15 protein-coding genes are annotated in these 26,990 nt (G+C 52.4%); 6 read left to right on the top strand and 9 right to left on the bottom strand.

Annotated elements, in window-relative coordinates; genetic code table 11:
• Positions 1 to 94: 94 nt before the first annotated feature.
• Together gpmI and alaS are read right to left on the bottom strand one after the other, a co-directional pair.
• On the bottom strand, positions 95 to 1,621 hold the full coding sequence (gene gpmI / locus FMF02_RS11180; protein WP_026074753.1) for a 2,3-bisphosphoglycerate-independent phosphoglycerate mutase: 1,527 nt from the start codon (positions 1,619 to 1,621) through the stop codon (positions 95 to 97).
• 14 nt (positions 1,622 to 1,635) lie between these two features.
• Positions 1,636 to 4,257 (bottom strand): alanine--tRNA ligase, encoded by a 2,622-nt coding sequence (alaS, locus tag FMF02_RS11175; RefSeq protein WP_141413209.1) that lies wholly within the window; start codon positions 4,255 to 4,257, stop codon positions 1,636 to 1,638.
• 98 nt (positions 4,258 to 4,355) lie between these two features.
• On the opposite strand from alaS, the gene FMF02_RS11170 reads away from it, so the two are divergent.
• Genes FMF02_RS11170 through FMF02_RS11160 form a run of 3 tightly spaced genes read left to right on the top strand, consistent with a single transcriptional unit; the run spans position 4,356 to position 6,854 of the window.
• Positions 4,356 to 5,330, top strand: coding sequence for a M23 family metallopeptidase (locus FMF02_RS11170; protein WP_019129703.1), 975 nt, complete (start codon positions 4,356 to 4,358; stop codon positions 5,328 to 5,330).
• Positions 5,331 to 5,334: 4 nt separating this feature from the next.
• Positions 5,335 to 6,282, top strand: coding sequence for a M23 family metallopeptidase (locus FMF02_RS11165; protein ID WP_141413208.1), 948 nt, complete (start codon positions 5,335 to 5,337; stop codon positions 6,280 to 6,282).
• An 11-nt stretch (positions 6,283 to 6,293) separates the two neighbouring features.
• Complete coding sequence (locus FMF02_RS11160) at positions 6,294 to 6,854, top strand: HAD family hydrolase (RefSeq protein ID WP_141413207.1); 561 nt, start codon at positions 6,294 to 6,296, stop codon at positions 6,852 to 6,854.
• A 167-nt stretch (positions 6,855 to 7,021) separates the two neighbouring features.
• Here FMF02_RS11160 and FMF02_RS11155 read toward each other — a convergent pair whose 3' ends face one another.
• Both FMF02_RS11155 and FMF02_RS11150 read right to left on the bottom strand, forming a co-directional pair.
• Complete coding sequence (locus tag FMF02_RS11155) at positions 7,022 to 9,883, bottom strand: PD-(D/E)XK nuclease family protein (RefSeq protein WP_141413206.1); 2,862 nt, start codon at positions 9,881 to 9,883, stop codon at positions 7,022 to 7,024.
• Positions 9,884 to 9,896: 13 nt separating this feature from the next.
• Positions 9,897 to 10,658 (bottom strand): GIN domain-containing protein, encoded by a 762-nt coding sequence (locus FMF02_RS11150; protein WP_141413205.1) that lies wholly within the window; start codon positions 10,656 to 10,658, stop codon positions 9,897 to 9,899.
• A 252-nt stretch (positions 10,659 to 10,910) separates the two neighbouring features.
• Between FMF02_RS11150 and FMF02_RS11145 the strand changes: the two genes are divergently transcribed.
• The 3 genes from FMF02_RS11145 to FMF02_RS11135 all read left to right on the top strand — a co-directional run bounded on the left by FMF02_RS11145 (position 10,911) and on the right by FMF02_RS11135 (position 16,497).
• Entirely contained in the window at positions 10,911 to 14,123 is a 3,213-nt protein-coding gene (locus tag FMF02_RS11145; protein ID WP_141413204.1) for a UvrD-helicase domain-containing protein, read from the top strand.
• A gap of 264 nt (positions 14,124 to 14,387) precedes the next feature.
• Entirely contained in the window at positions 14,388 to 15,605 is a 1,218-nt protein-coding gene (locus tag FMF02_RS11140) for a site-specific integrase (RefSeq protein WP_141413203.1), read from the top strand.
• 571 nt (positions 15,606 to 16,176) lie between these two features.
• Positions 16,177 to 16,497, top strand: coding sequence for a hypothetical protein (locus tag FMF02_RS11135; RefSeq protein WP_141413202.1), 321 nt, complete (start codon positions 16,177 to 16,179; stop codon positions 16,495 to 16,497).
• Positions 16,498 to 16,843: 346 nt separating this feature from the next.
• Here the strand turns inward: FMF02_RS11135 and FMF02_RS11130 are convergent, their stop codons facing one another.
• The 5 genes from FMF02_RS11130 to FMF02_RS11110 all read right to left on the bottom strand — a co-directional run bounded on the left by FMF02_RS11130 (position 16,844) and on the right by FMF02_RS11110 (position 26,809).
• Positions 16,844 to 17,398 (bottom strand): toxin-antitoxin system YwqK family antitoxin, encoded by a 555-nt coding sequence (locus FMF02_RS11130; RefSeq protein ID WP_141413201.1) that lies wholly within the window; start codon positions 17,396 to 17,398, stop codon positions 16,844 to 16,846.
• Between the two features lie 11 nt (positions 17,399 to 17,409).
• Complete coding sequence (locus FMF02_RS11125) at positions 17,410 to 18,540, bottom strand: RHS repeat domain-containing protein (protein ID WP_244611572.1); 1,131 nt, start codon at positions 18,538 to 18,540, stop codon at positions 17,410 to 17,412.
• Positions 18,541 to 18,667: 127 nt separating this feature from the next.
• Positions 18,668 to 19,333, bottom strand: coding sequence for a hypothetical protein (locus FMF02_RS11120; protein ID WP_141413200.1), 666 nt, complete (start codon positions 19,331 to 19,333; stop codon positions 18,668 to 18,670).
• Positions 19,334 to 19,350: 17 nt separating this feature from the next.
• Positions 19,351 to 23,793, bottom strand: a complete 4,443-nt coding sequence (locus FMF02_RS11115; protein ID WP_141413199.1) for a DUF6443 domain-containing protein — start codon at positions 23,791 to 23,793, stop codon at positions 19,351 to 19,353.
• Between the two features lie 13 nt (positions 23,794 to 23,806).
• Positions 23,807 to 26,809, bottom strand: coding sequence for a hypothetical protein (locus FMF02_RS11110; RefSeq protein ID WP_162502304.1), 3,003 nt, complete (start codon positions 26,807 to 26,809; stop codon positions 23,807 to 23,809).
• Between the last annotated feature and the right edge of the window lie 181 nt (positions 26,810 to 26,990).

Below are 26,990 nucleotides of genomic sequence, written 5' to 3'. Positions count from 1 at the left end.
GATGAAGGGTATCGGGACTTGCGGCCCGACATCACGCAAACGAAAAAGGGCCCGCTCCGGACGAGCAGGCCCTCATATCCTCCGCGAAGGAGGGCTATTTCAGCTCGACGAGCACCTTGCCCGTCATCTCGGCAGGCTGTTCGAGCCCCATGAGTTTGAGCACCGTAGGAGCTACGTCGGCCAGCACGCCGTCGTGTACGGTCTTCACGCGGTCCGATACCACGACGATGGGCACCGGATTGAGCGAGTGCGCCGTGTTGGGCGTACCGTCGGCATTGATCGCGTTGTCGGCATTGCCGTGGTCGGCGATCTGCACGACCTCGTAGCCGTTGCGCTTGGCGGCTTCGACCACCTCTCCCACGCACTCGTCGACAGCCTTCACGGCCTTGACGATCGCGTCGTAGACACCCGTATGCCCCACCATGTCGCCGTTGGCGAAGTTCAGGCAGATGAAATCGTATTTCTGCGAATCGAGCGCCTCGACCAGCTTGTCCTTCACCTCGTAGGCGCTCATCTCGGGTTGAAGGTCGTAGGTCGCCACCTTGGGCGAAGCGACCAGAATGCGGTCTTCGCCGGCGAATTTCTCCTCGCGGCCGCCGTTGAGGAAGAAGGTCACGTGCGCATACTTCTCCGTCTCGGCGATGCGCAGCTGCGAGAGGCCCAGCGATGAGACGTACTCGCCGATCGTATTCTGCACGTTCTCCTTGTCGAACAGGATGTGCAACCCCTGGAATTTGGCATCGTAAGGGGTCATGCAGCAGTAATAGAGCGGCAGCGTGTGCATCCCTTCGGCGGGCATGTCCTCCTGCGTGAGCACGACGGTCAGCTCCTTGGCGCGGTCGTTGCGGTAGTTGAAGAAGATCACCATGTCGCCGGGACGGATCGTCCCGACGGCTTTCCCCTCGGCGTCGACACGCACGATCGGCTTGACGAACTCGTCGGTCACGTCGGCGTCGTAGGACTTCTGCATGGCGGCGACCATGTCCGTCGCCGGCTCGCCGACACCGTTCACGAGTTGATCGTAGGCCACCTTCACACGCTCCCAGCGCTTGTCGCGATCCATCGCATAGTAACGGCCGATGATCGACGCGACGACGCCCGTCGACTGCGCCGTATGGCGCTCCAACGCCTCGATGAAACCCTTGCCGCTGTGCGGGTCGGTATCGCGGCCGTCCATGAAGCAGTGCACATAGGTATGCTCGATGCCGTAGGTCTTGGCTATGTCGCAGAGTTTGTAGAGGTGGTCGATCGACGAGTGCACGCCGCCGTCCGACACGAGGCCCATGAAGTGCACGTTCACGCCCTTCGCCTTGGCGTACTCGAAAGCCGCCTTCACCTCCGCGTTCTCCATGATCGAACCGTCCTTGCAGGCGCGGTTGATCTTCACCAAATCCTGATAGACCACGCGGCCCGCACCGATATTGAGGTGTCCCACCTCGGAGTTGCCCATCTGCCCGTCGGGCAACCCCACGTTCTCGCCGTCGGTATGCAGCTGCGCATGAGGATACTTTTCGGTCATCGCCGAAATATATGCGGGATGGACGGTCGAAATGACGTCGCCCTTGGATCGGTTGCCGATACCCCAACCGTCCAGAATCATAAGCAATACTTTCTGTTTCATTGTTTTATCTTAGTTTATTTCAATTCATCCATAATCAGTTCGACGGCCTTGTCGATCGCCGCCTGCAACTTGTCGGGATTCTTGCCCCCGGCCGTTGCGAAGAAGGGCTGACCGCCGCCGCCGCCGTTCATCTCCCTGGCCGCTTCGCGGATCACCTTGCCGGCGTTGACGCCCTTGGCGACCACGTCGTCGCCGAGCATGATCGTCAGGCTCGGTTTCCCCTCCTGACAGGTACCGACGACCATGACCAGATTGTGCACGCGCGCACGCAGGTTATAGGCCAGATCCTTGATGAAAGCCGGCATCCGCTCGGACTGCTTGGCCATGAGAATCACGCCGTTCTGCTCGGGAAGACTCTTCACGAGACGGTCGGCCCACTCGCGGACCTGCTCCTGACGCATCGCCTCGACCTCCTTCGAAAGGGCGTCGTTGCTCTCGACGATCTTCTTGATCGCCTGCACGACCTGCGTGTTGTTCAGGAACTCGGCGACGTTCTGCAACGTATCCTCCGCAGCGTAGAGCACCTTCTCGGCGCCTTCGCCCGTCACGGCCTCGATGCGCCGCACGCCGGCCGAAACGGCGCTCTCGCTCACGATCTTGAAAAATCCGATCGTACCCGTAGCACAGGTGTGCGTACCGCCGCACAACTCCACCGAATCGCCGAAACGCACCATGCGCACGCGGTCGCCGTACTTCTCGCCGAAGAGCATGATCGCCCCCTCGGCCTGTGCCTCGGCCAGCGTCGCATCGCGCCGCTCCACGAGCGGATGGTTGGCACGGATCTCACGGTTGACCAGACGCTCCACCTCGCGCAGCTCCGCGGGCGTCACCTTCCGGAAGTGCGAAAAGTCGAAACGCAGGTAGTCGGGCGTCACGAACGAACCCTTCTGCTCGACATGCGTGCCCAGCACCTTGCGCAGCGCAGCGTCGAGCAGGTGCGTGGCCGTATGGTTGTTGGCCGCAGCCTGCCGCTTGGCGGGATCTACCACCGCCGTGAAATCGGCGGCGGGATTCTCCGGCAGTTTGTCGACGATATGGATAATCAGACCGTTCTCCTTGTCGGTGGCCACCACGTCGATCTTTTCGTCGGCATTCTCGATGAAGCCCACGTCGCCGATCTGACCGCCCGAATTGCCGTAGAAGGGCGTCCGGTCGAAGACCAACTGGTAGGTCGTCCGGTTCTTGGCCGAGACGCGACGGTAGCGCGCGATGCGCACCGGCGCGGTCAACGTATCGTAACCGACGAACTCGCTCTGCGCGAGCGGGAACAACTCCTGCCAGTCGTCGGTAGCCACCGCGGCGGCGTTGCGCGAACGCTCCTTCTGCGCCTGCAACTCCGTCTCGAAAGCACTCAGGTCGACCTCCACGTCCTGCTCGCGGGCGATCAACTCCGTCAGGTCGATCGGGAAACCGTAGGTATCGTAGAGCACGAAGGCGTCGTGCCCCGAAATCTTGGTCCCGCCCTGTTTCTTGACCTCGGCGATCACGCCGTCGAGCAGCGTGATACCCGTGGCCAGCGTCCGCAGGAACGAACTCTCCTCCTCCTCGATCACACGCTCGATGAGCGTCTGCTGCGCCCGCAGTTCGGGGAACTGGTCGCCCATCTGCGCCACCAGCCCCGCCACCAGCTTGCAGATGAAGGGCTCGGTGAAACCTAAATAGGTGTAGCCGTAGCGCACGGCGCGGCGCAGGATGCGGCGGATGACATACCCCGCCTTGACATTCGACGGCAGCTGGCCGTCGGCGATCGAGAAGGCGATGGCGCGCAGATGGTCGGCCACCACGCGCATGGCCACGTCGCACCTGGCGTCCGCCCCGTAGCTCTTGCCCGACAGCGCGGCCAGACGGCCGATCGTGGGCTGGAACACATCGGTATCGTAGTTCGACTTCTTGCCCTGCATAATCATGCACAGACGCTCGAAACCCATACCCGTATCGACGTTCTTCGCCGGCAGCGGTTCGAGCGTGCCGTTGGCCTTGCGGTTGAACTGCATGAAGACGAGGTTCCATATCTCGATCACCTGAGGATGGCCCGTGTTGACCATTTCGCGCCCCGGACGAGCAGCGATCTCCGCCTCGTCGCGCAGGTCGAAATGAATCTCCGAACAGGGGCCGCAGGGACCCGTCTCGCCCATCTCCCAGAAATTGTCGTGCTTGTTGCCGCGGATGATGTGATCCGCCGGCAGGAACCGCGCCCACACGTCGTAGGCCTCCGAATCGAAGGGCACGCCGTCCTCCTCCGATCCCTCGAAGACGGTGGCGTACATCCGCTCGGCAGGCAGTTTGTAGACCTCGGTCAGCAGCTCCCACGCCCATTCGATCGCCTCCCGCTTGAAGTAATCGCCGTAGGACCAGTTGCCCAGCATCTCGAACATGGTGTGGTGGTAGGTGTCGTGCCCCACCTCTTCCAGATCGTTGTGCTTGCCCGATACGCGCAGGCATTTCTGTGTGTCGGCCGCCCGCGGATACTTGCGCGGAGCGTTGCCCAGAAAGATGTCCTTGAACTGGTTCATGCCCGCATTGGTGAACATCAGCGTAGGATCGCCCTTGACCACCATCGGGGCCGAGGGAACGATCTCGTGTCCCTTGCTCCGGAAAAAGTCCAGAAAGGCCTGGCGAATTTCATTCGATTCCATATATACTGTTTTATCCGATTCCTGCGTTTGCTTTTATCAGGTTGCAAAATTACACAATTTAACCTAAATTTGCGCGTTCCCGCTGAGTTTTTTCAGGCATGGCAAAAAAAGAACACCGATTCAATCCGCAGACCCTTACCTACGAAGTTATCACGGCTCCGTTCCGGCTGCGTACCTACCGCCTGCTGCGCAAAATACTCATCGGATTCATCCTCATCTCGGTGGCCAACGTCCTCTTTTCCTATTTCTTCTATACGCCGAAGATGTACCGCATCAACCGTGCGAACCGCGAGCTGGTGATGAAGTACCGCATCATGCAGGACCGGTTGAAGGCCTCCGAACGCAAGATCGCCGAGATCCGCCACCGCGACCAGTCGGTCTACCGCGCGCTCTTCTCGACCGACACGCTCTCGCTCGACGGCATCTACACGGAATACCCCAGCGAAAAGTACCGCCCCATGGCCGACGACAGCTACTCGTCGCTGATGATCGGCACATGGAAGCAGATGGATGCGCTGGCACGGCAGCTCTACTTGGAGTCCGTCTCGTTCGACCAGTTGCAGATCCTGGCCAAGAACAAGGAGAAACTCTCCTCGGCGATCCCCGCCACGTGGCCGATCGACCGCAACAAGCTGCGCAACGGTATCGGCGCCTTCGGCATGCGCCGCCACCCGATCTACGGCCGCTACATCATGCACAAGGGGATCGACCTGGCGTGCAACGTGGGCGACGCCGTCTACGCCACGGGCGACGGCGTGGTCGAAAAAGTCGACCTGAACCGCGCACGCCACGGATACGGCACCTTCGTCATCATCAATCACGAATTCGGGTACAAGACCCGCTATGCGCATCTGAACAAGGTCTTCGTCAAACCGGGCGATCCGGTCGTGCGCGGGCAGCTCATCGCCGAAGCGGGACGCACGGGCGGCGTGACCGGCCCGCACCTCCACTACGAGGTGATGTACATGGGGCAGGTGGTCAATCCGATCAACTACTTCAACAAGGACATGACGGCCGAAGAGTACAACAAGCTCATGGAGGAGATGCACGAAACAACCATGGAAACCGATTGACGCCATGCCCGACAGCCGATACATAGCCAAAGTCCGCCGCCGCAAGACATTCTGGAACAACGTCACGCGCGTCGTCATCCAGCTCTTCGTCTGGACAGGCGCCGCCGTGCTCTACTACTTCGCCTTCTCGATCTTCTTCGACACGCCGGTGGAGTACCGGCTCAAACACTCGACCGACCGGCTGCGGCGGGAGTACGCGACGCTCACCGGGCGGTACGACTCGCTGAACCGCGTCATGGAGAACGTCATCGCGCGCGACCGCAACGTCTTCCACATCCTCTTCGAAGCCGATCCCTACGATTTCGAGGAGGAGAACGCCGCCAACCGCTGGAATTTCTACGAAGGACTGCTGTCGCAGTCGACTATCGAGTTGCAGAAGCAGTTCGCCCGACGGCTCGACGCCACCGAGCGCGCCGTCGCCGATCTGGCGGACTCCTACGACCGCATGGCAGCGGCGATCGACAGCTGCGCCTACCGCAACCGGATACCGGCCATCCAGCCGATCATCAACAAGCAGCTGACGCTGCTCACCACCTCCTACGGCATGCGTATCAATCCGTTCCAGAAGGTGCTGCGCTCGCATCAGGGCGTCGACTACGCCATTCCCGAAGGTTCGCGCGTCTTCGCTACGGCCGACGGGACGGTCAAGGAGGTGTCGCTGCGCAACAGCACCTCCGGCCAGACGGTCGTCATCGACCACGGCGGCGGGTACGAAACCCTCTATTCGCATCTGGGCCGCATCGGCGTGCGACGCGGACAGCGGGTGCGGCGAGGCGACATCATCGCCTTGTCGGGCAACTCCGGACTGTCGCTGGCTCCGCATCTGCATTACGAGGTACGCTGCAACGGAATGCGCGTCGATCCGATCCACTACTTTTTCATGGAGCTCTCACCCGACGATTACCAGCGGATGATGCGCATCGCTCGTTCCGGTATGCAATCGTTCGACTAACGTTTGAGATCATGTCTCGCATTCGATTGATTCTTTTGGATTTCGACGGTACGCTCGTCGATACGCGCCGCGCCAATGCCCGCGCCTATGTCGAAACGTTGCGCGAAGTGGGCTACGCAATGACCGAAGAGGAGTACGCCGCCCGCCACTTCGGGGTGCGCTGCCCCGAATTCCTGCGGTCGATCGGCATCGACGATCCCGCGGAGATCGACCGGCTGCGGCGGCGCAAGATCGAACTCTACCCCCGTTACTTCGACCTCGTGGCACTCAACCGTCCGTTATGGGAGTTCTGTCAGCAGTTCCGGAAACAGGGCGGCCGCGTGTGGATCGTCTCGACGGGCCAGCGTGCCAACATCGACAACGTGATGCGCCACCTGCACCTCGAAGCGGGTGTCGACGGCATCATCTCGGCGCTCGACGCACCGCAGAGCAAACCCGATCCGGGCTGCTTCCTCAAAGCGATGGAGATCGAAGGGGCGACGCCCGACGAAACGCTCATCTTCGAGGATTCGGCCGTCGGCATCGAAGCGGCACGCCGCAGCGGAGCGGCCTATTTCGTCGTGAAGCTCTGAGCCGCAGAATCATCTTTTTCGGGAAGGTTCGCCCGCACCGGTCGGAGAGATATCCTCTCCTGCACCACACTGCCGCAGGCAATTCCCTGCAATACACAGAATCGCAGACATGCGGACGGGGCGGCAGCGGATCGTTCCGCCCATCGTTTTCAATCTTTATCGGGTAATTATCTCCGGCAGATCTGCCTGTAATCGCAATAACGGCACGTGTGCTCCGCATCGTCGGTCGCGCGGAACGGCACGGCGGGATCGAACAGTTCGGCGAGTTTCTCGCCGAGCAGCCGCTCGAAATCGACCGCATAGGCCGAATAGCCTTCCCCTACGCCGCCCGTGGAACGATCCACCAGTTCGGGGCTGTAATCGGGATGGTTCATCCGCCGCACGTAGTAGAGCGCCGGCACCGCCTCGCAACCTTCGGAGTGCGTCAGCATCATCGCGTAAAGCAACGTCTGCAAGACATTGGACTGCCGCTGTTTGGCTTCGCCGTTGAAAAGCGCTTCGACGCCCGCGAATTCGAGTTGCGACTCGCCCGTCTTGTAGTCCACCACCCGCAGGCGGCCGTCGTCCAACCGATCGATCCGGTCGGCGATGCCGCCGAACCGGACGCGCAGTTCACGGCCGGCCGAGACGAAGGGGAAGGAGTCTTCGACGGGACGCTCCAACCCCTCGACGCGAAACCCGTCGTGCGCTGCATCGTAGGCGACGACGCCGTGACGCAGGTATTTGGAGACGATGCCGTGTACCAGCATCAGGTTTCCCGGATACTCCTTCACGTCGGCCGCCTCGTTTTGCAGGTACTCGCTGTTGATCGCCGCCGCGACGGCCCGTTCGACCGCCCCGCTTCCGACCAGCGCACGCAGCGTCCCGCCCGGATGGTCCTCCCCCGCGATCCGCTCGTAAAGCCGCTGCGCGGCGGCATGGAGAATCGTTCCGAACATCGGAGCGTCGACCTCCTCGGTCAGATCGTCGTCGGCCTTCAACCGCGCCACGGAGTAGAAATAGAAGCGCAGCGGACAGGCGACATAACGGAAAAAGGCCGTCGGAGAGAGCATCGCCGGCGATTCGGGGTCGACGAAACGCGAGAGCTTCTCCCAGACGTCGCCCTCCTTCGCCACTTCGATCGGCGGATTCTCCGCCAGATTGACGTCGACCCCCACCTCGACGCGCTTCAACCGGAAACCGGTTTCGAAATCGAGCTGGTAGATATAATGGCTCTGTTCGCCGGTCGTCTTCTCGTCGGCATGGGCGCAATAAAGCATGTAGACACGTTCTGCCCGCTGGACGAGCCGGTAGAAATAGTAGGCGTAAACCCCCTCGTGATGGGCGGGGGTCGGCAGATCGAAAGCCGCCCGCAGGTTGTAGGGAATGAACGAAGCCTGCGCCACGCGGTTGCCCGGGAAATTGTCGTCGTTCATCGAGAGCAGCACCACGTTGCGGAAATCGAGGTTGCGGGTCTCCAAAATTCCCATCACCTGCAACCCTTCGAGCGGCTCGCCCTCGAAGGGAATCCGCACGGTTTGCAGGTGCCGCCGCAGAAGCGATGTATAGATCGAGGTAGTTATTTCTATATCACAAGCTTCGAGCGAATTGCGCAATCGAATCAACTGCTCGGAAATGACAGCCAGAAACTCCACCCGCTGCCGGGCGTCGTCGCCGTCGTAGGGCTCTCGGGCGACGGCCGCCACGGCCCGCAGCAGATAGTCCGACAACTCCCGCCACTCTGCCGCCGGAGTGAAAAGCGTCTTCAACAGCGGCGTCTGTCCCAGCTCGTCGGCGGTCATCCGGATACGGCGGTCGGCGAGCATCGTCCGGCGCAGTTGCTCGATCGTTTGCGGCGCACTCCGCGCAACATAGGGATGCGCGAGGATACCCGCCGCATCGACATGATAGAACGACGTCCCATCCCGCCCTTCGCGCCGGTGCGCCTGCAACTCGACGAGCCGTTCCAGAAAGGCGTAGGCAAGGGTCGTCTTGATCGGGTATCCCATCGTCACGTTGATGCCGCCGGCCTTCTCCGGCAACGCATGGAGCAGCGGCAGCAACAGGTTTTCGTCGGTCAGCACGACGGCCGTCTCCTTGTCCAACGGCCGTTTCCGGCCGTCGGCACCGGTGCGCAGCGCATCGAGGATCCGGCCTGCATATTTGCACTGCACGGCGTTCGAAGGCGTGGATACGACCGTCAACTCCTTCTCTTTTCGAAAATTATCGTGCGACAGCTCGACCACGGGAGGAAACGACGCATGGTTTTCACGCACGAACATTCCCGCCTCCTGGTCGGTGTTTTTCAGATAATAGTCGTCGTAATCCCAATAGAAATCGGTTTCGGCGTTGTGTTGCAGAAAACGGAACAACACCTTCTCGCAGGCCGAAAGAGCATTGAATCCCGCCACGACATAGCGCCGCCGCTCGGCGAAAGCGAAATCGCCCGCCAGCAGCCGCTCGGCCGCGGCACGCTGCATCATACCGCCGTAGGCGATCCCCTGACGTTGCAGCCGTGCGCGGAAACCGTGGTAGACGTCGCCCAGCGTCCGCCACACAGCCAAGAAACGGCGTTTCTCCTCCGAAAGCGTCGCTCCGTCGGTGAAATTGGCCCAGAACTGGCGGATCACCTCCAACTGTTCGGGGGTCAGGTAGGAGACGTCGGACTCCAACTCCTTCAACTCGTAGATATTGCGGAACAGCGCATCGGCGTCGACACGGTACTTGTCGATCGTGTCGAAGTCGTTGAGCAGCATCTCGCCCCAGAAATAGAACTTGTCGAAAGGTTCGTCGTGGCAGGCCGAATAGACCTTGTACAACTCGGCGATCAATCGGATGCGTTCGCCCGAATGCAATCCCGAAACCTCCTGCATCAGGTCGTCGATCGTCAGCCAACGGGGCTGCCACATCGGCCGTTCGGCCAGATGCGAAAGGGCGTCGATGAAGAAATGGCGGGCACGACGGGTCGGGAAGAGAATGTGCAGCGACGAAACATCCTCTCCGTAGCGCCGGTAGAGATCGGCTGCAACCTCCTGCAAAAAACTCTGCATCGCCCGCTCGCCCCTATTTCGGATCGGTATTCAACCGCTCGAACGTACCGCTCAGCATGGAGGAGGTGTGCGAACGTTCGATCGACGGATTGCCCGCATAGCGGATCACAGCGCCCGTGGTAGACTTCATCACCACGCGCTCGGTGGCCTGCACCGTCACCTCGGCCTTGTTCGACGCATCGACCGTCACGGCCATCGCCTGCAACTGCGAAGCATCGACGACGGCCGTCGAAACGACAGCATCCATATAGCGAACTTTTCCTCTCAGTGTCACCTTGCTGCGACCCGTAACTTCAAGTTGAAGATCCGCCGCATCGAGCGTCGTCTCGAAGCGGGCACCGCCCGAAACCTTCACGTCCAGCAGATTCGTCTTCAACAGTCCGGCGAAATGAACGGCAGCGCCGGAAACCTTCACGGCGCTGAGGGTATTGTAGCGTACCGTCACCTGCAACGAATCGGCCTCTTTCGACCGCTGCATCCGCAGTTTCAATACGCCGTTTTCGACCTTGCTCACGTATTTGCCCGCCTTGAAATCGTTGGCATAATAACTGATGCCCACGGGATGCTCCGCATCCGCCGTTTCGAAACGTACCTTCATGGCGCCTTCGACCTCCACGGCGTGAAAGTCCGGCCAGAGCCGTTGCCCTGCGATCGTATCGGTTTGAACAACAGTTTGTCCGCCCGCACCATTCGAAGTCGAAGCGGAGATGCTGACCTGCGCCGATACGCTTTGAACAGTCACAAGCAGGAGGGCGATAATTCCGATTTTTCTCATAATTCTCTCTGTTTTATTTCTCAAAAATACGGAAAACCGAGCGCAGAAGCAAACGCAGGCAGCATTTTGCCGAGGCACAGCATCCGAACCAAGGTAAAGTCAAAGGTACGAAAAGTCGAGCGCAGAAGCAAGCGCCAGCTTGATTATGCCGAGACAGAAGTATCTAAGACGAAGTCAAAGGTACGAAAATTCCCGTTTCCCGCGTCGATTTGCGGGGAAATTCGTACCTTTGGTAGAAAACACGCGACGAATGTGAGAGCGAAAATACTGAACGCCAGCGCCGGATCGGGCAAAACCTACCAACTGGCCTACAAATACGTGCACGACGTCATCGAACGTCCCGAAAGTTACAGCGCGATTCTGGCGGTCACCTTCACCAACAAGGCAACCGAGGAGATGAAGACGCGCATCCTGAAGGAGATCAACACGCTGGCGTCGGGGCAGCGGAGCGGATACATGAGCCTGCTGCGGCGCGAGACGGGGCTCGACGAGGCCGAAATCCGCCGCCGCGCCCGCACGGCCCGCACGCGCATTCTGCATAACTATTCGCGTTTTACGGTACTCACGATCGACCGCTTTTTCCAACGCATCCTGCGGGCCTTCATCAAGGAGCTGGGCATCGACCTGAACTACAACATCGAGTTGGAGACCGCATCGGTACTGACCAAGAGCGCCGACGCACTCGTCGAACAAATCACCTCCGACCCGGAGCTGCAACGCTGGCTGACCGATTTCGTGCAGGAGCGCATCGACGACGGCGCCAAGTGGGACATCCGCGACGGTATCCTCGCGCTGGGCGACGAGTTGTTCAAGGAGCGCAATCGCGACGCACTGGCCGCAGCCGGAGACAAGGAGACGCTCGTGCGGCAGGTGAACGAGGCCACGACCCGAAGCGCCGCTTCAAAACGACATTTCCAAGCGATTGGTAAACAGGCGGTCGAACGAATGAATCAGACAGGCGTCACTCCCGAAAGTTTCAAGGGCGGGCGCAACAGTTTCGCCCAAATCTTCCGCAAGGTCGCCGCAGGCGAGATCGTCCCGCCAACGAAGACGGTACGCACCTGCGCACTGTCGACCGACGGCTGGTGCACGAAAACCGCATCGCCTGCGGTAGTCGCGGCCGCCGCACTGCTGCAACCCCTGCTCGCTGAGTTGTGCGCATTCTACGACGAACACGTCCGGCTGTGGAACACGGCGGAACTGCTGCGCGAAAATTACCGCAGTTTCGCACTGCTGACCGATCTCTACGCCAAGGTGCGCGAGTTGTGCGACGAGCAGAACGTGCTGTTCCTCTCCGAAACCAAGCAGATCCTCTCGAAATTCATCGGCCGCAACGACGCGCCGTTCATCTACGAAAAAGTCGGCAATCGTTTCGAGCGCTTCATGATCGACGAGTTTCAGGATACGTCGGTCAAGGAGTGGCAGAACTTCCTGCCGCTGCTGCACAACGCCATGGCGCAGAGCGAGCAGACGTCGGTGCTCCTGGTAGGCGACATCAAACAGTCGATCTACCGCTGGCGGGGCGGCGACTGGAAGATTCTCCACAGCGGCGCCGTCGAGGCGTTGGGGGCGGACAACGTCGAGGTGAAGCCGCTCGAAGAGAACTGGCGCAGCCTGCGCGGCATCGTCAATTTCAACAACCTGCTAATCGACCGAGTCGTGGAGATCGACAGCACGGCCTTGTGCGGTACGCTCGACGAAGGTGTCGCGAAAGGCGCCATCGCCCAACCGCTCGCCGCGCAACTGGGACGTACGCTCGCCGAAGCCTACGCGTCGCACACACAGCGCCCCTGCAAACAGAGCCGCAACGAAGGGTACGTCCACATCGAGACCTTCGCCGGGGATCCGCCGCTGATCGAACGGATCAAGGAGACGATCGACCGGGGGTTCCGTCCCAAGGAGATCGTCGTTCTCGTGCGGGGACGCAACGACGGCGCACGCGTGGCCGAACAGTTGCTCGATTTCAAACGGCGCAACGACGATCCGCGCTACCGGTTCGACATCATGACGCAGGAGGCGCTCGTCATCGGCCGTGCTCCCGTGAGCGGCTTCGTCGCGGCAGCACTCCGCCTGGCGGTCGAACAGCAGGATTCGGTTCGCAAAGCCGTCTACAACCGCTACCTGGGACGGGCGTTCGACGCGCAGCTGCCGCCGGAGGAGGCCGATTTCCTGCGCACGATCCGCCTGCTGTCGCCCGAAGAGGCTTTCGAGAAACTGGTCATGCGCTACGGGCTCGACCGCCGAAGCGGCGAAACGGCCTATCTGCAAGCCATTCACGAACAGATCATCGGCTTCTCGACGGGGCGCGTGGCCGACATTCCGCTCTTCCTCGACTGGTGGGAAGAGCAGGGGGCCGCACGCTCGCTCAGCGTCGACGAGAGCGAATCGACGATCGAGATCATGACCGTCCACAAGGCCAAAGGACTCGAAAAGAAGGTGGTGCTGATCCCCTACTGCAACTGGCCGCTCGACCCCAAGACGGGCGGCGGCGCCAACAATGTCGTATGGGCCGCACCGCGCACCGAACAGGTGGAGACCGCGCCGCTGGCGGCGCTCGGCGAATTTCCGGTGCGCTACAAGCGGACGATGGGCGAATCGCTCTTTTCGGAAGCCTACTACCGCGAGTTGGTCTACACGCACGTCGACAATATCAACCTGCTCTACGTGGCGCTGACGCGCGCCGTCGAGGTGCTCTGCATCTTCATCCCGCAGTCGCAGCGGGGCGCCAACGTCGGGTCGCTGCTGCTGCAAAGTCTCGGACACGACGGCGACGTCGCACGGCTCGGCAGCACGACGGGCCGTTATACGGCCGGCGAGGCGGGCGAGACCTTCGAGTTCGGCGTCGCGGCCGCACCCGAACCCGAGGAAGAGCAGTCGGCGGAACGACCGCTGCACGTCGTTCTGGACGACTACCCTACGACCGTCCCCGACCTGCGGCTGCGGCTCCCGTCGGACCGTTATTTCGAGCAGGGCGAGGAGGTGGAACTCGCCCCGCGCAATCTCGGCATTCTGATGCACCGCGCCTTTGAGAATGCAACCACGCGCGAGGAGATCGACGACAACATCCGCCGTGCGGTCGCCGACGCTGCACTGTCGCCCACCGATGCCGAAGCGCTGGCAGGCGCGATCGGTCGCCAGTTCGACGATCCGCTCGTCGCCGGATGGTTCGACGACGGATGGAACATCGTGCGCAACGAGAACGAGATCATCGTCCCCCACCGCACCCGCATCCGGCGGACACGCCGTGAGCAGACTGCCGAGCGGACGATCCGGCGGCCCGACCGCGTGATGGTGAAAGAGGGGCGCGCCGTAGTGGTCGACTACAAGTTCGGACTCCGCGAAAACCCCGACCACCGGCGGCAGCTCGGCGAATACATCGAACTGCTGCGCGAAATCGGATACACGCAGGTGGAAGGCTATCTGTGGTACGTGCGCATGGAACGGATCGTGTCAATCGACGGCTGACGTCTTCGATTCATTGAGATCAAGCCAAAAGAAAAAACTTCCCAATCGATTCTTCGGGAATATCTTCGATTCGTGGATTTCCTGCAAGCAGCTGGGTTACACCTTCCCCCCTCCCCAAAAAATCACAACGGCTATCTACAAAAAGTATATTAAAGCATATTATCTGATATTCAGATTGTTATTCATCATAATATCGGTAGAAATATCGAGAGGCCGGATGACTCTGCCGAAATTATTTTTGTCCACCTTAAAAAAGCAGAGTTTATGCGCAGTACTTTCAAGGTCTTGTTCTACCTCAAACGAACAAAGAACACCCCGCGTGCAGTCTATCCGGTTATGGGCCGCAGCACGATCAACGGCACGATTTCACAGTTCAGTGCCAAGATCAACGTTCCGGAACAACTGTGGGAGGTTAAAGGCGGCCGAGCCAAAGGCAAAAGCGTCGAGTCGGAACGCATCAACCGCCATCTGGACAATATCCGCATCCAGATCGGCAAACACTATCAGTCGATTTGCGATCACGATGCCTACGTCACGGCTGAAAAGGTCAAGAATGCCTGGCTGGGTATGGGCGAACGATACCGGACTCTTGTGGATGTTTTCGAACATTACACGAATGATCTTTTCAAACGTATCGGCGTAGATCGCTCGGAAAGTACCTGGTGGCGCTATCGGGCGGTGCTGGGTCATCTCCGTGCCTTTCTGAAATACGAGTACAACCTCCACGATATTCCGCTGCTCGAATTGGAACAGTCGTTCATCGAGCAATACCACGTCTATTTGAAAACTGTCTGCCATTTGAAGGCGGGCAGCGCATGCCGCTACATAGATTGTTTGAACAACGTGGTGAGAATTTCGTTCAACAACGGTCTTATGCCGCGTAATCCGTTCGCTTCCTACAGTTATTCCGCTCCGAAGGAACCGAGAACTTTTCTCAGCGAGAAGGAACTGCGGATTTTTCAGACGACACGATTGAAGAGTGCCAAACACGAATACCACCGCGACCTGTTTCTCTTTTCCTGTTTTACGGGAATCTGCTACAAAGACATGCGCTATCTGACCTGTGAGCAAATCATACCGGACACGGAGGGGCACCTGTGGATACACGGTAACCGTTGCAAGACGGGAGGAGAATATATGGTCAAATTTCTACCTGCAGCTTTGCGTCTTCTGGAAAAATATCGCGGAACAGCTCCGTCACCGCTTGCATTCGATATGCCGAAACCTAGCAGTATCAATTGCTCCTTGCGTCGTATTACCAAACAGTGCGGTATCTCACGGCACATAACCTTTCATGCAGCGCGTCATACGTTTGCCACGACACTCTGCCTTTCACAGGGTATTCCTTTGTCAACAGTTTCCAAGATGCTGGGACATAAACAGATCACCACGACACAGATCTATGCGCAGACTACGCCGATAATGATCGAGGATGCGATCGATCGTGTCGAATCCCGGCTGGGCGGTAAATTCGCAGCATAACGAAACCATTGCAGAAGTCTTCCATTGCAAGGAAATACCTGCAATTTATTCAATGAATAATAAATGACTGCATAAAGTCATACCCTCGACACGTTACGGGCATTGAATCCGCTCTACGACCACGAACACAGCCTGACGCAGAAGAACGCCGAAACGGTCGATACCATGAAATGATACATCGAATCGACAGTCAGTAGTGCGGCGATCGGGTATAATACGTCACCCTGCAACCGGGGTACTACCGCCATACGGAGAAATCTCTGCCGCAGGAGCAATGGAATGCGCTTGACGTCTCGATCGCCTACTGCCGAATCTACAACGCTCCGTATCCCCTCAGTCGTGTATGACGATCTTCGGCACACGGGCTGCGAGCGTGTGGAAAGTGTGGTGCCGAAGTATTGCACCTGACCTGTGCGATGGGGCCCGACGATTCTGTGTCGCTCTCGATAGAGACAACCGACGGCTGTTGATCGAGCACATTGCGTGTGCTGTTCGAGGACAAGACGAGGAATGCCCTGCTAAGGAGCCGAGAGTCCTTGTCTGTCAGGAATGCGGCTCACGGGAAATACAGATGATGGCATGGGTCGATCCTAATACGCTGAAATACGCATCTTCGATAGACGCGGATTCTGACGATCAATGGTGCGACGCGTGTCAGGAGCACGTATGGTTTTGCTCGCTCGAAGAGTTCGGAGATAACCTCGATGCCTGGTGGTTAGCAGTGGACTTCCCGACAATGGAACGGATTACGGGATTGTCTGCGGCGAATTATCCGGCGGATGACGGGAGACAAGCGTTCCTCGATGCCTGCAACACCTGGTGGAAAACTCTTGATTACGAACGAAAGCGGACGATCTGGATGGAGAACGACGAGAGTCGGGCGGAGCGGTAAAATGAAAACGAGAGCCAAATGTAATTAAATCAATGACATGAAATAATTAATTGGAATACAATTAAGACGATAAGAACGGTCGTATGAATGAATTGTCAAGCGAAATACAATTTTTACCATCTCATAAACGATGCAACAGCGGAATCTTAAAAATAAATCTATATTTTACTTTATTTATTCTCTTCTTTTATAAGAAGTCCCGCATTCACGAGACTTCTCGCAGATCAGTTTGATATAGGAAATTTTGGAAGATCCGATAACAATTTTTCAATTTTGTAATATAACAAAAGACAGTATTGCGAATATTATTTCGCAGTACTGTCTTCTCCGATAGGCTATTAAAAATTTATTCAGAACTCTTATTGCGATATTCAACTCTCCTTATAGAATCAAGCAACATCCACATATCAAGTGGAGGATTGGGAAAGAGTTTATTGTCTAAAAGAACTTTGTTCAAAGTATCTTTTCTGAACAGCAGTCGTTTATCCAATACACCTTCTTCGGTATAATATTCCGCGATGCCCTCACGTTGTCCCAAGGTATCATATCGTATAATATCTCGAACCTTTCCATTAGGATGATACATGATTGATTTATCGATTGATGCATGTGCATATCCTGAAATATTTCCTTTATAATCATAGCCAATACTGGGCCCCAGAGACTCTATACTATCACTATTGTATTTTGTCCAAATATCCTCACTGTGTAGAGTTCCATCTGAATAGAACCAAATATTATAAGATAGGTTCTTAGCGGACACTTCTATTTGCTCTATTTGCTTTTTATTAGGGAAATATTGAACTTTAATATCAATCGGTAAATCCGTAACATATATTTCACGGCAACATCCGGCTAATAGTGCTTCACAGATAAGAGTTGCCAATAATATTTTATTCATAGCTCTTTTATTTAATGACCGGTAACATCTTCTTTATATAAATCTATATATTTCAAATTCTTTGTCATTTCAGTCATTTCCTGTGTGAATTTTTTATAGGAAATTATTTTCCCTTGACCTAACAGTTGGTGATCCTTTTGACTTACTATATTGTTTACATCAATTGTATATTGTTTCGGATTACTACTATATTTCCCTGTTTCTATATTTTTATCTATTTCATTCAATTTATTCGCGCGTTGATCTACATGTACGAGCATTTCATGCCCTGCTGCCATTGTTGCTGTTTCTTCCTGCGTTATATCATTATTGAGATATACGCCAATATTTACTCCGTCCACGACATTATCAGACAAACCGAAAGATTGATCAGCTAAGTTTTTTCCATCTTTTGTCCCCATTGTAGTATAGCCTTCTGTCCCTTTGCTTAAATCGACAGACATAAAACTCAGATTATCTTTACTGCGATCTCCGGTTTGTTGTGCCGTAAATGTTGTACCTCCTACTGATAACGACTCGCCTTTTGTCATAAAACGTCCCAATACTCGTCGTCCTTCTTTAGTCTGCATCATATTTTGCACAGCTTGTTTATGAGCAGGTTTCGTTAAATTAGTTGTATATACTTTTTGTCCGTCGGCATCAAAGAACGTTATCGGATTACCCATACAGTAAACGTTCTGTCCAATACAATAATAACTTTCCGCCATTGGGTCTTGCTGTAGGAAAATTCCCGTATCGGCATCATAGAACCGTGCTTCAAAGTCGGCATAATCGATCTCTTGGAATCGCAGATGTTGTTTTTCCTTACCGGAGAATGTATACCGATTATCTGATGTCGGCATATCGGGCTGTGCCCACTCCTTGCCGAAGGGATAGTAATCATTGCGATCGAGGTCTTCGCGGCCTGTCGGCATTACCTTCGCCACGACACGTGTACTGCCCAGATGATCCGTCAGGAAATAGTGTACCTCCGAGTTCGCGCCGTTGTTCGTACCGACGATCCGACCGCCACCGAACGAGGCGCTTTCGAATGTCCCGTCATTATATACCAAAGAACCTGCGTAACGTGTGGGTTCGTTGTCGTCGTATCCGCACACTTCGATCTTCGTACCGTCAGAAAGATAGGTGTAGTACAATCCCATATCCCCTTCGGTATAAATCACCGTAGGCAAGTTAAGTAAATTATAGTAAATATAAAAGCCCATCAAGGCGTTTCGCCGGATATTGTTATTGGAAATCGGCGTCGTGAAAATTCACGACGCCGATTTCTCAATCAAACATTAGCCTTCCCATAACTTTAAATTTTTGACCATTCCATATCAATGAATTCTTTTTGATCGTTATGGTATCATCAATCTCCCACAAATGATAAAGGCCAAATAAGTCATCTTGTAAAAAATCTACATAAAAGACATTGTTCTCATTATTTTTTACTTGATAAACTGATGTACGCAAATATGTATAGGCTCTTTCAGTTCTTAATTTGCCATCTTCGAATGCTACGAGCGCAATCGTTTCTATTTTAGGAAATTTAAGCTTTGATAACTTTAAAACACTACAATCTTTAGCGATCTTATAATTATTTCCATTGATTTGGATAAACAGGTTTGTTTCTAAAAAATAACGATCTCGATTTGGTAAAATAATTAAGCGATCCTCAATATCACATCTCTGTTCGAAAACTTTTATGGGAATACTGTCATGTTTTACTGAAATAAGCTGAACCTTATTATCACCTATTCTTTTCCATTGCCCATATGCCCATGTGCTTCCGCTAACGACGGAAAAATTGCGGTACTTAAATGTATTATTTACAGTCAACTGTAACAATTCAGAATAACTTTTGTAGTTTCCTATAATAGAATGTTGTGAAGTCGCACATGAAATAAACATCAATAATCCTCCAAATAATATCCCATATTTTAATACTCTCATAAATACTCTCATATTTTTTAATACACGTATTGACCATTACTGTTTTTTATCCCTTTTATCCAAGGTGCTGTTATGCCCTTCAATTTTGTAGGCCGACCTCCGTGATCTGAGAAAGGAAGAGTTTCATATCCAGCCAATACAGCTTGATTTTGATAAGCCTGAATTTCACGAGCCGGGGTACTAAGGCCACCCAATGCTTGTCCATTTTGATTTACTCTAAGATCTCCTAATGCAATCTGAGCTCCGTGAGTAGCTTCATGAACACGATTATAGAATGTCCCATTATTTCGCATCGTCGTCACTCCATCGGTATTAGTTGAAGTGAGTCCATCTTCATCCTCTACTGTTTCAAATGTGAAGATATTAGGATTATCTTCACTTCCCATTTTATCAATACCTTCTGAAAGATAGGTTAGATTATCTTGCTGTATATCTATTTCTGCTAATTTTTGTTTTTCTTTTGCAATTCGTTCTTCTTTCTTTTCCTGACTTAGTTTAGTGTTATCATTGATCTTATTAATTCGGTTATTTATCCTTTTTTCCTGACTTATTAATGCATTAAGAGCCGCGTTAATCGCGTCTTTAATTTGTCGGGCTATTTCTGCATCTTGAATAGGGTCATCCCACCTTTTTCCATCAAGATCAATTCTATTAATAGGATTATTTCCGCAGTAAGCATAGGGAGACACTTGAAATGAATATTCCGATAAAGGATCTTGCTGTAAGAAAATGCCCGTTTCAGAATCGTAGAACCGTGCTTCGAAGTCGGCATAGTTTACGACTTGACCTCGAAGATGCTGCTGCTCTTTTCCGGAAAAGGTATACCTATTATCCGAAGTCGGCATACCCGATTGCGTCCACTCTTTGCCGAAGGGATAGTAATCCTTGCGGTCGAGGTCTTCGCGGCCTGTCGGCGTCACCTTCGCCACGACGCGCGTACTGCCCAGATGATCCGTCAGGAAATAGTGTACCTCCGAGTTCGCGCCGTTGTTCGTACCGACGATCCGACCGCCGCCGAACGAGGCGCTTTCGAATGTCCCGTCATTATATACCAAAGAACCTATGTACCGAGTCGGCTCGCTATCGTCGTATCCGCACACCTCGATCTTCGTACCGTCGGAAAGATAGGTGTAGTACAATCCCATATCCCCTTCGGTATAAATCACCGTAGGCAAGTTAAGTAAATTATAGTAAATATAAAAGCCCGTCAAGGCATCCCTATGGATATTGCCGTTGGCGTCGTATTCGTAGTCCGAGTTGCTTGTTTCGTCCTTAATTCGCTGATTACCAGAATATGAAAACCGATAACCCTTCATATCATCCGACGACAGACTCGACCTGTTCAGCGTAATAATATTGCTGTTTTTGTCATAGGTGATGCCATTTTCCACAAATTCGTTCGATGCACCGTACGAATCATCGAGATAGAGCTCCGTGTCGACAAGGCGTGCCAAATCGTCGTAAGTAAAGGCATAGAGGCGATTTTCACTGTCGTTATCGTTGTTGATAAGCCGATGTTTCCACCACCATGAAGAGATGTTTCCAGTGTAGGAGGCGCGATCGCTCAGATGTGATTCGGGATCGTGATAACGCAGCCGCATCTCAAACAGTTCGCTGGACTTCTCAGTGAGCCACCCCTGCATGTTGTAATCCATTGTCTCATGAATGGCATGTGCTCCCGTACCATAAGTCTTGCCGATAAGCTGTCCGAGATCGTCGTAGGTATAGGCGACCACGGCCTGCTCTCCGTCATTGAACTGCGCGGTCTCTTTGGTCATGCGGTTGCGCGAATCGTATTTGAAGGCGCGGTCGAGCACGTCGGTCGTTCCGCCGTGGGTATAGCTTTCGCGTTGCGCCAGCAGATTTCCGATCAGATCGTATCGGCTGGTCGTGCGGAGAATATTGCCCTCGAAGTCGCATTCCACACGCTGAATCTCACGCCCTTTATAGTCGTAGTAGTAGGCACGATGATATTCTCCGCCGATCGAGGAATCCGTAATCGCAGTCAACTTTTCATAGGTCGGAAGTCCCGTCGTCGAAGTATCGAGCAGTGTTTCGGGCTCGATACCCGTCAGATCGCAGGTCATGTCGGGAATCTCTTCAAAAGCCAAAGCCGCAGGCATCGTCGTCGGATATCGGTCATAGACATGCTGTGTCAAGATTTGCGATGCGGGCGAAGGATAAAGTTGCGGATAAGAATTCGTATCGAATGACATTTGCAATGTTTCGCGCGTAAGCGGCGTCAATCCGGAGTCCGTTGCGAGCCGCTGGGAGGTTATACGCCCCGCACCATCGTAATGGAAGGTGAGCCATTGATTCTTCTCACGCATCAATCCGTCCTGTATCATCATCGGCCGATCGCCCCGGTTGTAGACGATATACATCGGCTCGCGTCCCGGAAAACGTTTTTCATAGACCCGTCCCCACTCGTCGTAGAAATAGACGTAACAGTTCTGTCTGGCGAAATCGCTCTCCGGAGAAAAACTCGATCCGACGGAGAGTAGGTCACTGCCTTTGGGTGTCACAACCCACGTAAGACGTCCGCAGTCGTCATAGGCATAGTAGGTGATTATATTCTCGGTGACACTTCCGTTGCGCAGCTGCCGATTTTCATAGACCGTGCGGTCGTCTTTGTCCGTATACGTTATGATGACGGCACCGTCTTCGTTCGTAGAACGTGTGCCGGAGAGTTCATTGGCGGCATAATAACCGTCGGCTGTCAGCGAACGATCATCGGGATCGACACGCAGGCGAAGAGCCGTCGACACGGCATTACCCATATAAGAAGTCTGCACGGAACGGGTATCAGATTGGTATTCCGCACCGGGTTTATGTGTGCGTAATACCCGATTCAATGCCGAAGGTTCGTATGCGGTATGAACATATGCACAGGCAGAAGCCGTTCCCAGTTCATATTTCGCTCTGTAAAAATTCTCCTGATGCAATATCGCTTCATCATCGTACCGCCCGTTATCGTTATCACGAACATAAGGCAGATATCGAAATTCTTCACGATACAAGCCATCGTAGGCAAACGGTTGCACGATGTTCTGCTGTTCGTCGCCACTGGCGTAAATTTGTACGTTTTGCGATGCATATCCCAATCCGTCGTAATAGCTTACATCATAAGTGATTTGTTCCTCCTCGGCATCCCCGTGGTTGTCGTAGTTGAAGGTTCGTGTCAGAATCCAGTTCTGCTCGTCGTCAAGAGAGAGCATGCCGGAGTCGTAGCGGATGCCCTCCAATTCGGCAGAGTCGCTCAGACCGTCCTCGGAGTAGGTAGCAACAATGTGATAGTAACCCGATGTAGCAGGAGTCGAGAGACGTAACAGATCGCCGTTTCCTGTAAGACTTTGCAGGTAGCTGTTTTCCCTATAAAGCGTATACGTTACGAATGGTTGTGTATATTCAACTGTCGCAATAATTTGAGAAGTCTCTTTGTCGTATTCGTATGATACGGGAACCGTCCGAACCGATCCTCCGAAATCTTGAGATACAGTCGGTTTCCGCCCCGAAGTATTCATAAAACCCAAGGTGCTTTGTCTGAACTCATCCGTCAGATTGGGTGGGCAAGCGATTTCGATATACCCGAGTCCTAATTCTGCGTCATAGCCATATGATAGCTGCATCCGCGAGTTCCATGTCGCAACTTTTCCTGAATTATGTTCCGAAATAGCCCTATTGAGAAAAGCCATGTCTTCTGAACTTGTAATTTGAATCGTTACACCATTGTCCTTGACATATGAATTGAAGTACAGGCGTTGCGTATTGCCACTCGCCTGAAAATTCATAGCCGTCGCATCGAAAGAATAGCGATATGCAAAAGGATCGGAATAAACTACGCTGAACTCCGAACCTGCGAATTGAAATCCGAAATCCCCTTCGGGAAAAGCTGATATGTAATAGCAGTCACCTCCCGTACCGATAAACGTGTCGTAAATTTCCACGTCGTCTTCCGAATAGTATCGTAAAACGTCATAGGTTACTCCGTCTTTTGTATCATAGATTGGAATCTCGATTTCCTCTCCCGGTTCGATAACGAACCGACGGTCGGAAGGCAGATCGGCCCAAGGTTCTTGCTGCTGATTTCGACATTCCTGCGTTAGGACAAAGTATGGCCCATAGCTATACCCGAGATGTATGGAGCGCGAGAAATTTTCGTTGTTCTCGTCCAAATCGAACCATACTTCGAAAGTTCCGTCTGCCGGATTTTCGACAGAATTTACACGGATCCACGTAATACCGGCTGCTCGGAGCTGCGCATCGAGCGCATCCCAGATATCGCCTGTGCTGCCGAATTCTTCGCCGTTGTCGACTTGAAACATATAGCTGCGTGTATCCCACGACAGAGAAACCGTCCCTGTGTGAGGTGTACCCAGATCGGAGTGCCAAATAAATTGTGCAAATACGGATTGCAGACCGGTGAACAACAGCACCAGCAACAGATATATCTTTTTCATACTATGCGTCTGTTTATTGATTGTCGGTTACAATATGATAATCATAGGATTTCAATACCTTGCCTTTGTCATCGCGGATAACTTTCAATTTTCCGCTATCGTTGTATTCATAGTAGACCGAATGTCCCGAAGGATCGGTGATGCTCGTTATACCTACCAATGGTTTGTAAGTATAGGTCGTAACGATAAAATTTTCCTCCTCGTCATTTCGCAGCTGAGCCTCGACATCCGCAGGCAACGCTTCGGAATAGGTAGTTCCGATGCCATATCCGAGCAAGATATTGTAAGTCGAATTTTCAACCTTGGCGACGATATGTCGTCCATTGTATCCCCAAAAATAGCAAGTCGTCTTACCGTTTTTATCGACTACCTGACGAGGATTTCCGTGTGTATCGTAATGGCTGTATATACAATCGGGGCGATATTCAATATTCAGAGGAGCTACTCCCACTGCTCCTTTCCAAACTTTCAAAGGAGTGTAATGATCCTCTGCATTACTTTGCTGTTCATAATCAATTTTCATTGCAGAAATCACGTTTCCCTTATTGGTTTTAATAATCTCCGTAGGATAAGCCGGTACACGATCCAAATAAGAATACATTTCACGAATTTCATCTCCCTTGCTGTCTGTTTGTACAACAGCACTAGTTCTTCCTAAATCATTGACTAAATACTTTGTTTCATTGTTGTAGATTAACACGGAATCTTTATTGTATAATTCTGTGATCTTTTGATTTTGATATATGGCATTTGTTCGATATAAATGATTTACTGCCTGGCATAAATACGCTGTATATACATTAATAGGGTCTTCTGATTGATAGTAACCATATGAATAACTTTCATGTTTTACCGGGTGATCCAGATCTTCGGCATATTCTGTTTTTGACCGGAGTTTACCACCTGTAAATGTCGAAGTAACCCTCATATATTCATTTATTTCTGAGGAAGGAGCTAACTCCATTTCAAGCCTCCAGTTATCAAAAGAATACAATCGATTATTCGAGATGGCTTCATAGGCTTCTGTGGGGAGTCCTCCATCGGAAAGCACTCCATCCGCAGAATGAAAGTTATATTCGGTAATAGAAATTGGTTTAATATCATTCGTTAGTTTCCTTATCTCTTCTACCACCCGTAAATATTCGATGTATGAATTTTGTGAGAATCCGATATTATTCAATGACGAAACAATTTCTCGATCAATAATAACTCCCGAAGAATATTGTTTACCTTCTTTATCTACTAAATATACTCCTTGTGAAGCTGCTGTATATTTAAAATAATACCCCGGATATTGCAATATTTTTCCAGAACTTTTGTTTGAATCATCTTTTTGGCAATAACTGAATTTGCGATTCTGTGTTTGTTTTCCTTCTTTAGAGTAAGTATCGATTTGCTTGATACGCAATCCCCCAACATTCGTGTTTTTTCCTTGATGAAATGCTGTATTTTGTTCATAAATGAAATTTGAATATCCCCCAGTAGGATAATGAAGCGCCTTTAACATTCCCATTCGAGTATGTGTTTCACTGGAAGGACGCAAAGTACGGAGATCTTCCGCTATGTTTTGCAAATCAGCAGAAGGAGTCTTCTTTGCATAAGTATCATTATTATTGAAATATCCATATTGATCGACCTTAAAAGTATGATCATGTTCGTATTGGGCCGTCTCGTCATAATAATCCATTGCATATTGCCCCACATCCGATAGATTAACTTTCTTCAAGAAGTGAACTAATCGATTTCCTGTTGTCTTAACATATTCGCATGTGCAAGTCTTTACGGGACTTTCGTCTGTATTATTATAAACCTGTACTGAAGCTAAAAGAGAATTAAAATTGTATGTAAAAACAATATTGGCTCTATTCTCTATGATGATACTATCCAACAGATGTTCATGAACAGAATTGGAAACCGTAAATTTGGAAGAAGGCATATTTTGGGGATCCTGAATTTGATGTTCGGGAGGCAACTCGTTTCCCGAAATATTGGATAATACGATTTTGTCTATATTTATTACCGGTGTTATAGTTGTATAATCAGCTTGTTGTTTATTATATACAAAGCGTACTGTTTCTCCATTGGGAGCTTCGATGCGAGTTAGTTTCCAGGTAAAATTGAATCCAGTATCGAGAGAACTGGAAATGTCACTTTGAGTCTGACAGGTAATCGGGTATTCGAAGTAATATTTGGTTTTATTTCCTGTAATAATAACAAACTTACTTAAAGAAGGCTGTGAATTATCCATATCAAATTTTATTTCGAATTCTCCAGCTGGTGTGTTCGTATTGAAAACTTTTATTTGTCTATTAGGTTGAAGAATAAACGATCCAGAATAATCCATGAATTTAAAATGGAATATATCTGGCTCGGTTTCAATGCCTTGACGATCGTTATTATGGTTTACCCAATAAGGCATATACTCTTGTCCTGCGGCACCTGTATAGACAAAATTTAAAGAGTCTTGGGGAACCGAATTAAAATAGTTCTGAGCATATCCATCGATACGAACAGATCTGGCATAAACCCAAGAGCCGGGAACTCCATCCGGATATACTATTTGATCCCATTTGAGAGTTTCATTTTCGTTTGCTCCCCAACGCCAATCGAATGTTTCTTTTATCGCATCATCTCGAATACCACGCACTTCACGTGTAATTGCACCTCCTACATTGAGATACCAACCCATACCGACCACTCCTATACTTGCTCCTGGTTGAAAACCATTCGAAGCGTAATCAATGGAAATAGGAATTTTAAAAGCCGGATCATCATAAGTATAAATAGGAATATTTAACCCCAGTCTACCACTATAATAATCAATATTAGCATCACCGTATTTAATCATACTCCATACATCAGGAGATTGCGGCTTGAAATAACCGTCACTGAGTACGGCGTGCATGGCAGTCGAGTTTGTATTGCTATAATCTTGTGCATAGCTGGATTGTAAAAATAAAACTCCGAACAAAAGCCACCCAATACAAGTTCGAAATAAAAGAGAAGATCTTTTCATAATAAGGTTAGTGTTTGATAGTTTATGAAAATATGATCGTGGCGGTCTGAACCGCTCGGAATGCCGAGCATATGCCGATGTAACAAAATTAAAATACATATTTCGACTCCGTTTGTTCAAACGGCATAATGTATATATTACACGTTGCTTGTTAAATTTCTGATTATCAATAGAAATCAAA

The organism is Alistipes communis, from assembly GCF_006542665.1.
In the GTDB taxonomy this organism is placed as follows: domain Bacteria; phylum Bacteroidota; class Bacteroidia; order Bacteroidales; family Rikenellaceae; genus Alistipes; species Alistipes communis.
This window is presented reverse-complemented; position numbering and strand designations above follow the sequence as displayed.

Coding starts and splice junctions, on each gene's coding strand:
- gpmI (WP_026074753.1), bottom strand. CDS start 1,621: ATGAAACAGAAAGTATTGCTTATGATTCTGGACGGTTGGGGTATCGGC.
- alaS (WP_141413209.1), bottom strand. CDS start 4,257: ATGGAATCGAATGAAATTCGCCAGGCCTTTCTGGACTTTTTCCGGAGC.
- FMF02_RS11170 (WP_019129703.1), top strand. CDS start 4,356: ATGGCAAAAAAAGAACACCGATTCAATCCGCAGACCCTTACCTACGAA.
- FMF02_RS11165 (WP_141413208.1), top strand. CDS start 5,335: ATGCCCGACAGCCGATACATAGCCAAAGTCCGCCGCCGCAAGACATTC.
- FMF02_RS11160 (WP_141413207.1), top strand. CDS start 6,294: ATGTCTCGCATTCGATTGATTCTTTTGGATTTCGACGGTACGCTCGTC.
- FMF02_RS11155 (WP_141413206.1), bottom strand. CDS start 9,883: ATGCAGAGTTTTTTGCAGGAGGTTGCAGCCGATCTCTACCGGCGCTAC.
- FMF02_RS11150 (WP_141413205.1), bottom strand. CDS start 10,658: ATGAGAAAAATCGGAATTATCGCCCTCCTGCTTGTGACTGTTCAAAGC.
- FMF02_RS11140 (WP_141413203.1), top strand. CDS start 14,388: ATGCGCAGTACTTTCAAGGTCTTGTTCTACCTCAAACGAACAAAGAAC.
- FMF02_RS11135 (WP_141413202.1), top strand. CDS start 16,177: ATGATGGCATGGGTCGATCCTAATACGCTGAAATACGCATCTTCGATA.
- FMF02_RS11130 (WP_141413201.1), bottom strand. CDS start 17,398: ATGAATAAAATATTATTGGCAACTCTTATCTGTGAAGCACTATTAGCC.
- FMF02_RS11125 (WP_244611572.1), bottom strand. CDS start 18,540: ATGGGATTGTACTACACCTATCTTTCTGACGGTACGAAGATCGAAGTG.
- FMF02_RS11120 (WP_141413200.1), bottom strand. CDS start 19,333: ATGAGAGTATTAAAATATGGGATATTATTTGGAGGATTATTGATGTTT.
- FMF02_RS11115 (WP_141413199.1), bottom strand. CDS start 23,793: ATGAAAAAGATATATCTGTTGCTGGTGCTGTTGTTCACCGGTCTGCAA.
- FMF02_RS11110 (WP_162502304.1), bottom strand. CDS start 26,809: ATGAAAAGATCTTCTCTTTTATTTCGAACTTGTATTGGGTGGCTTTTG.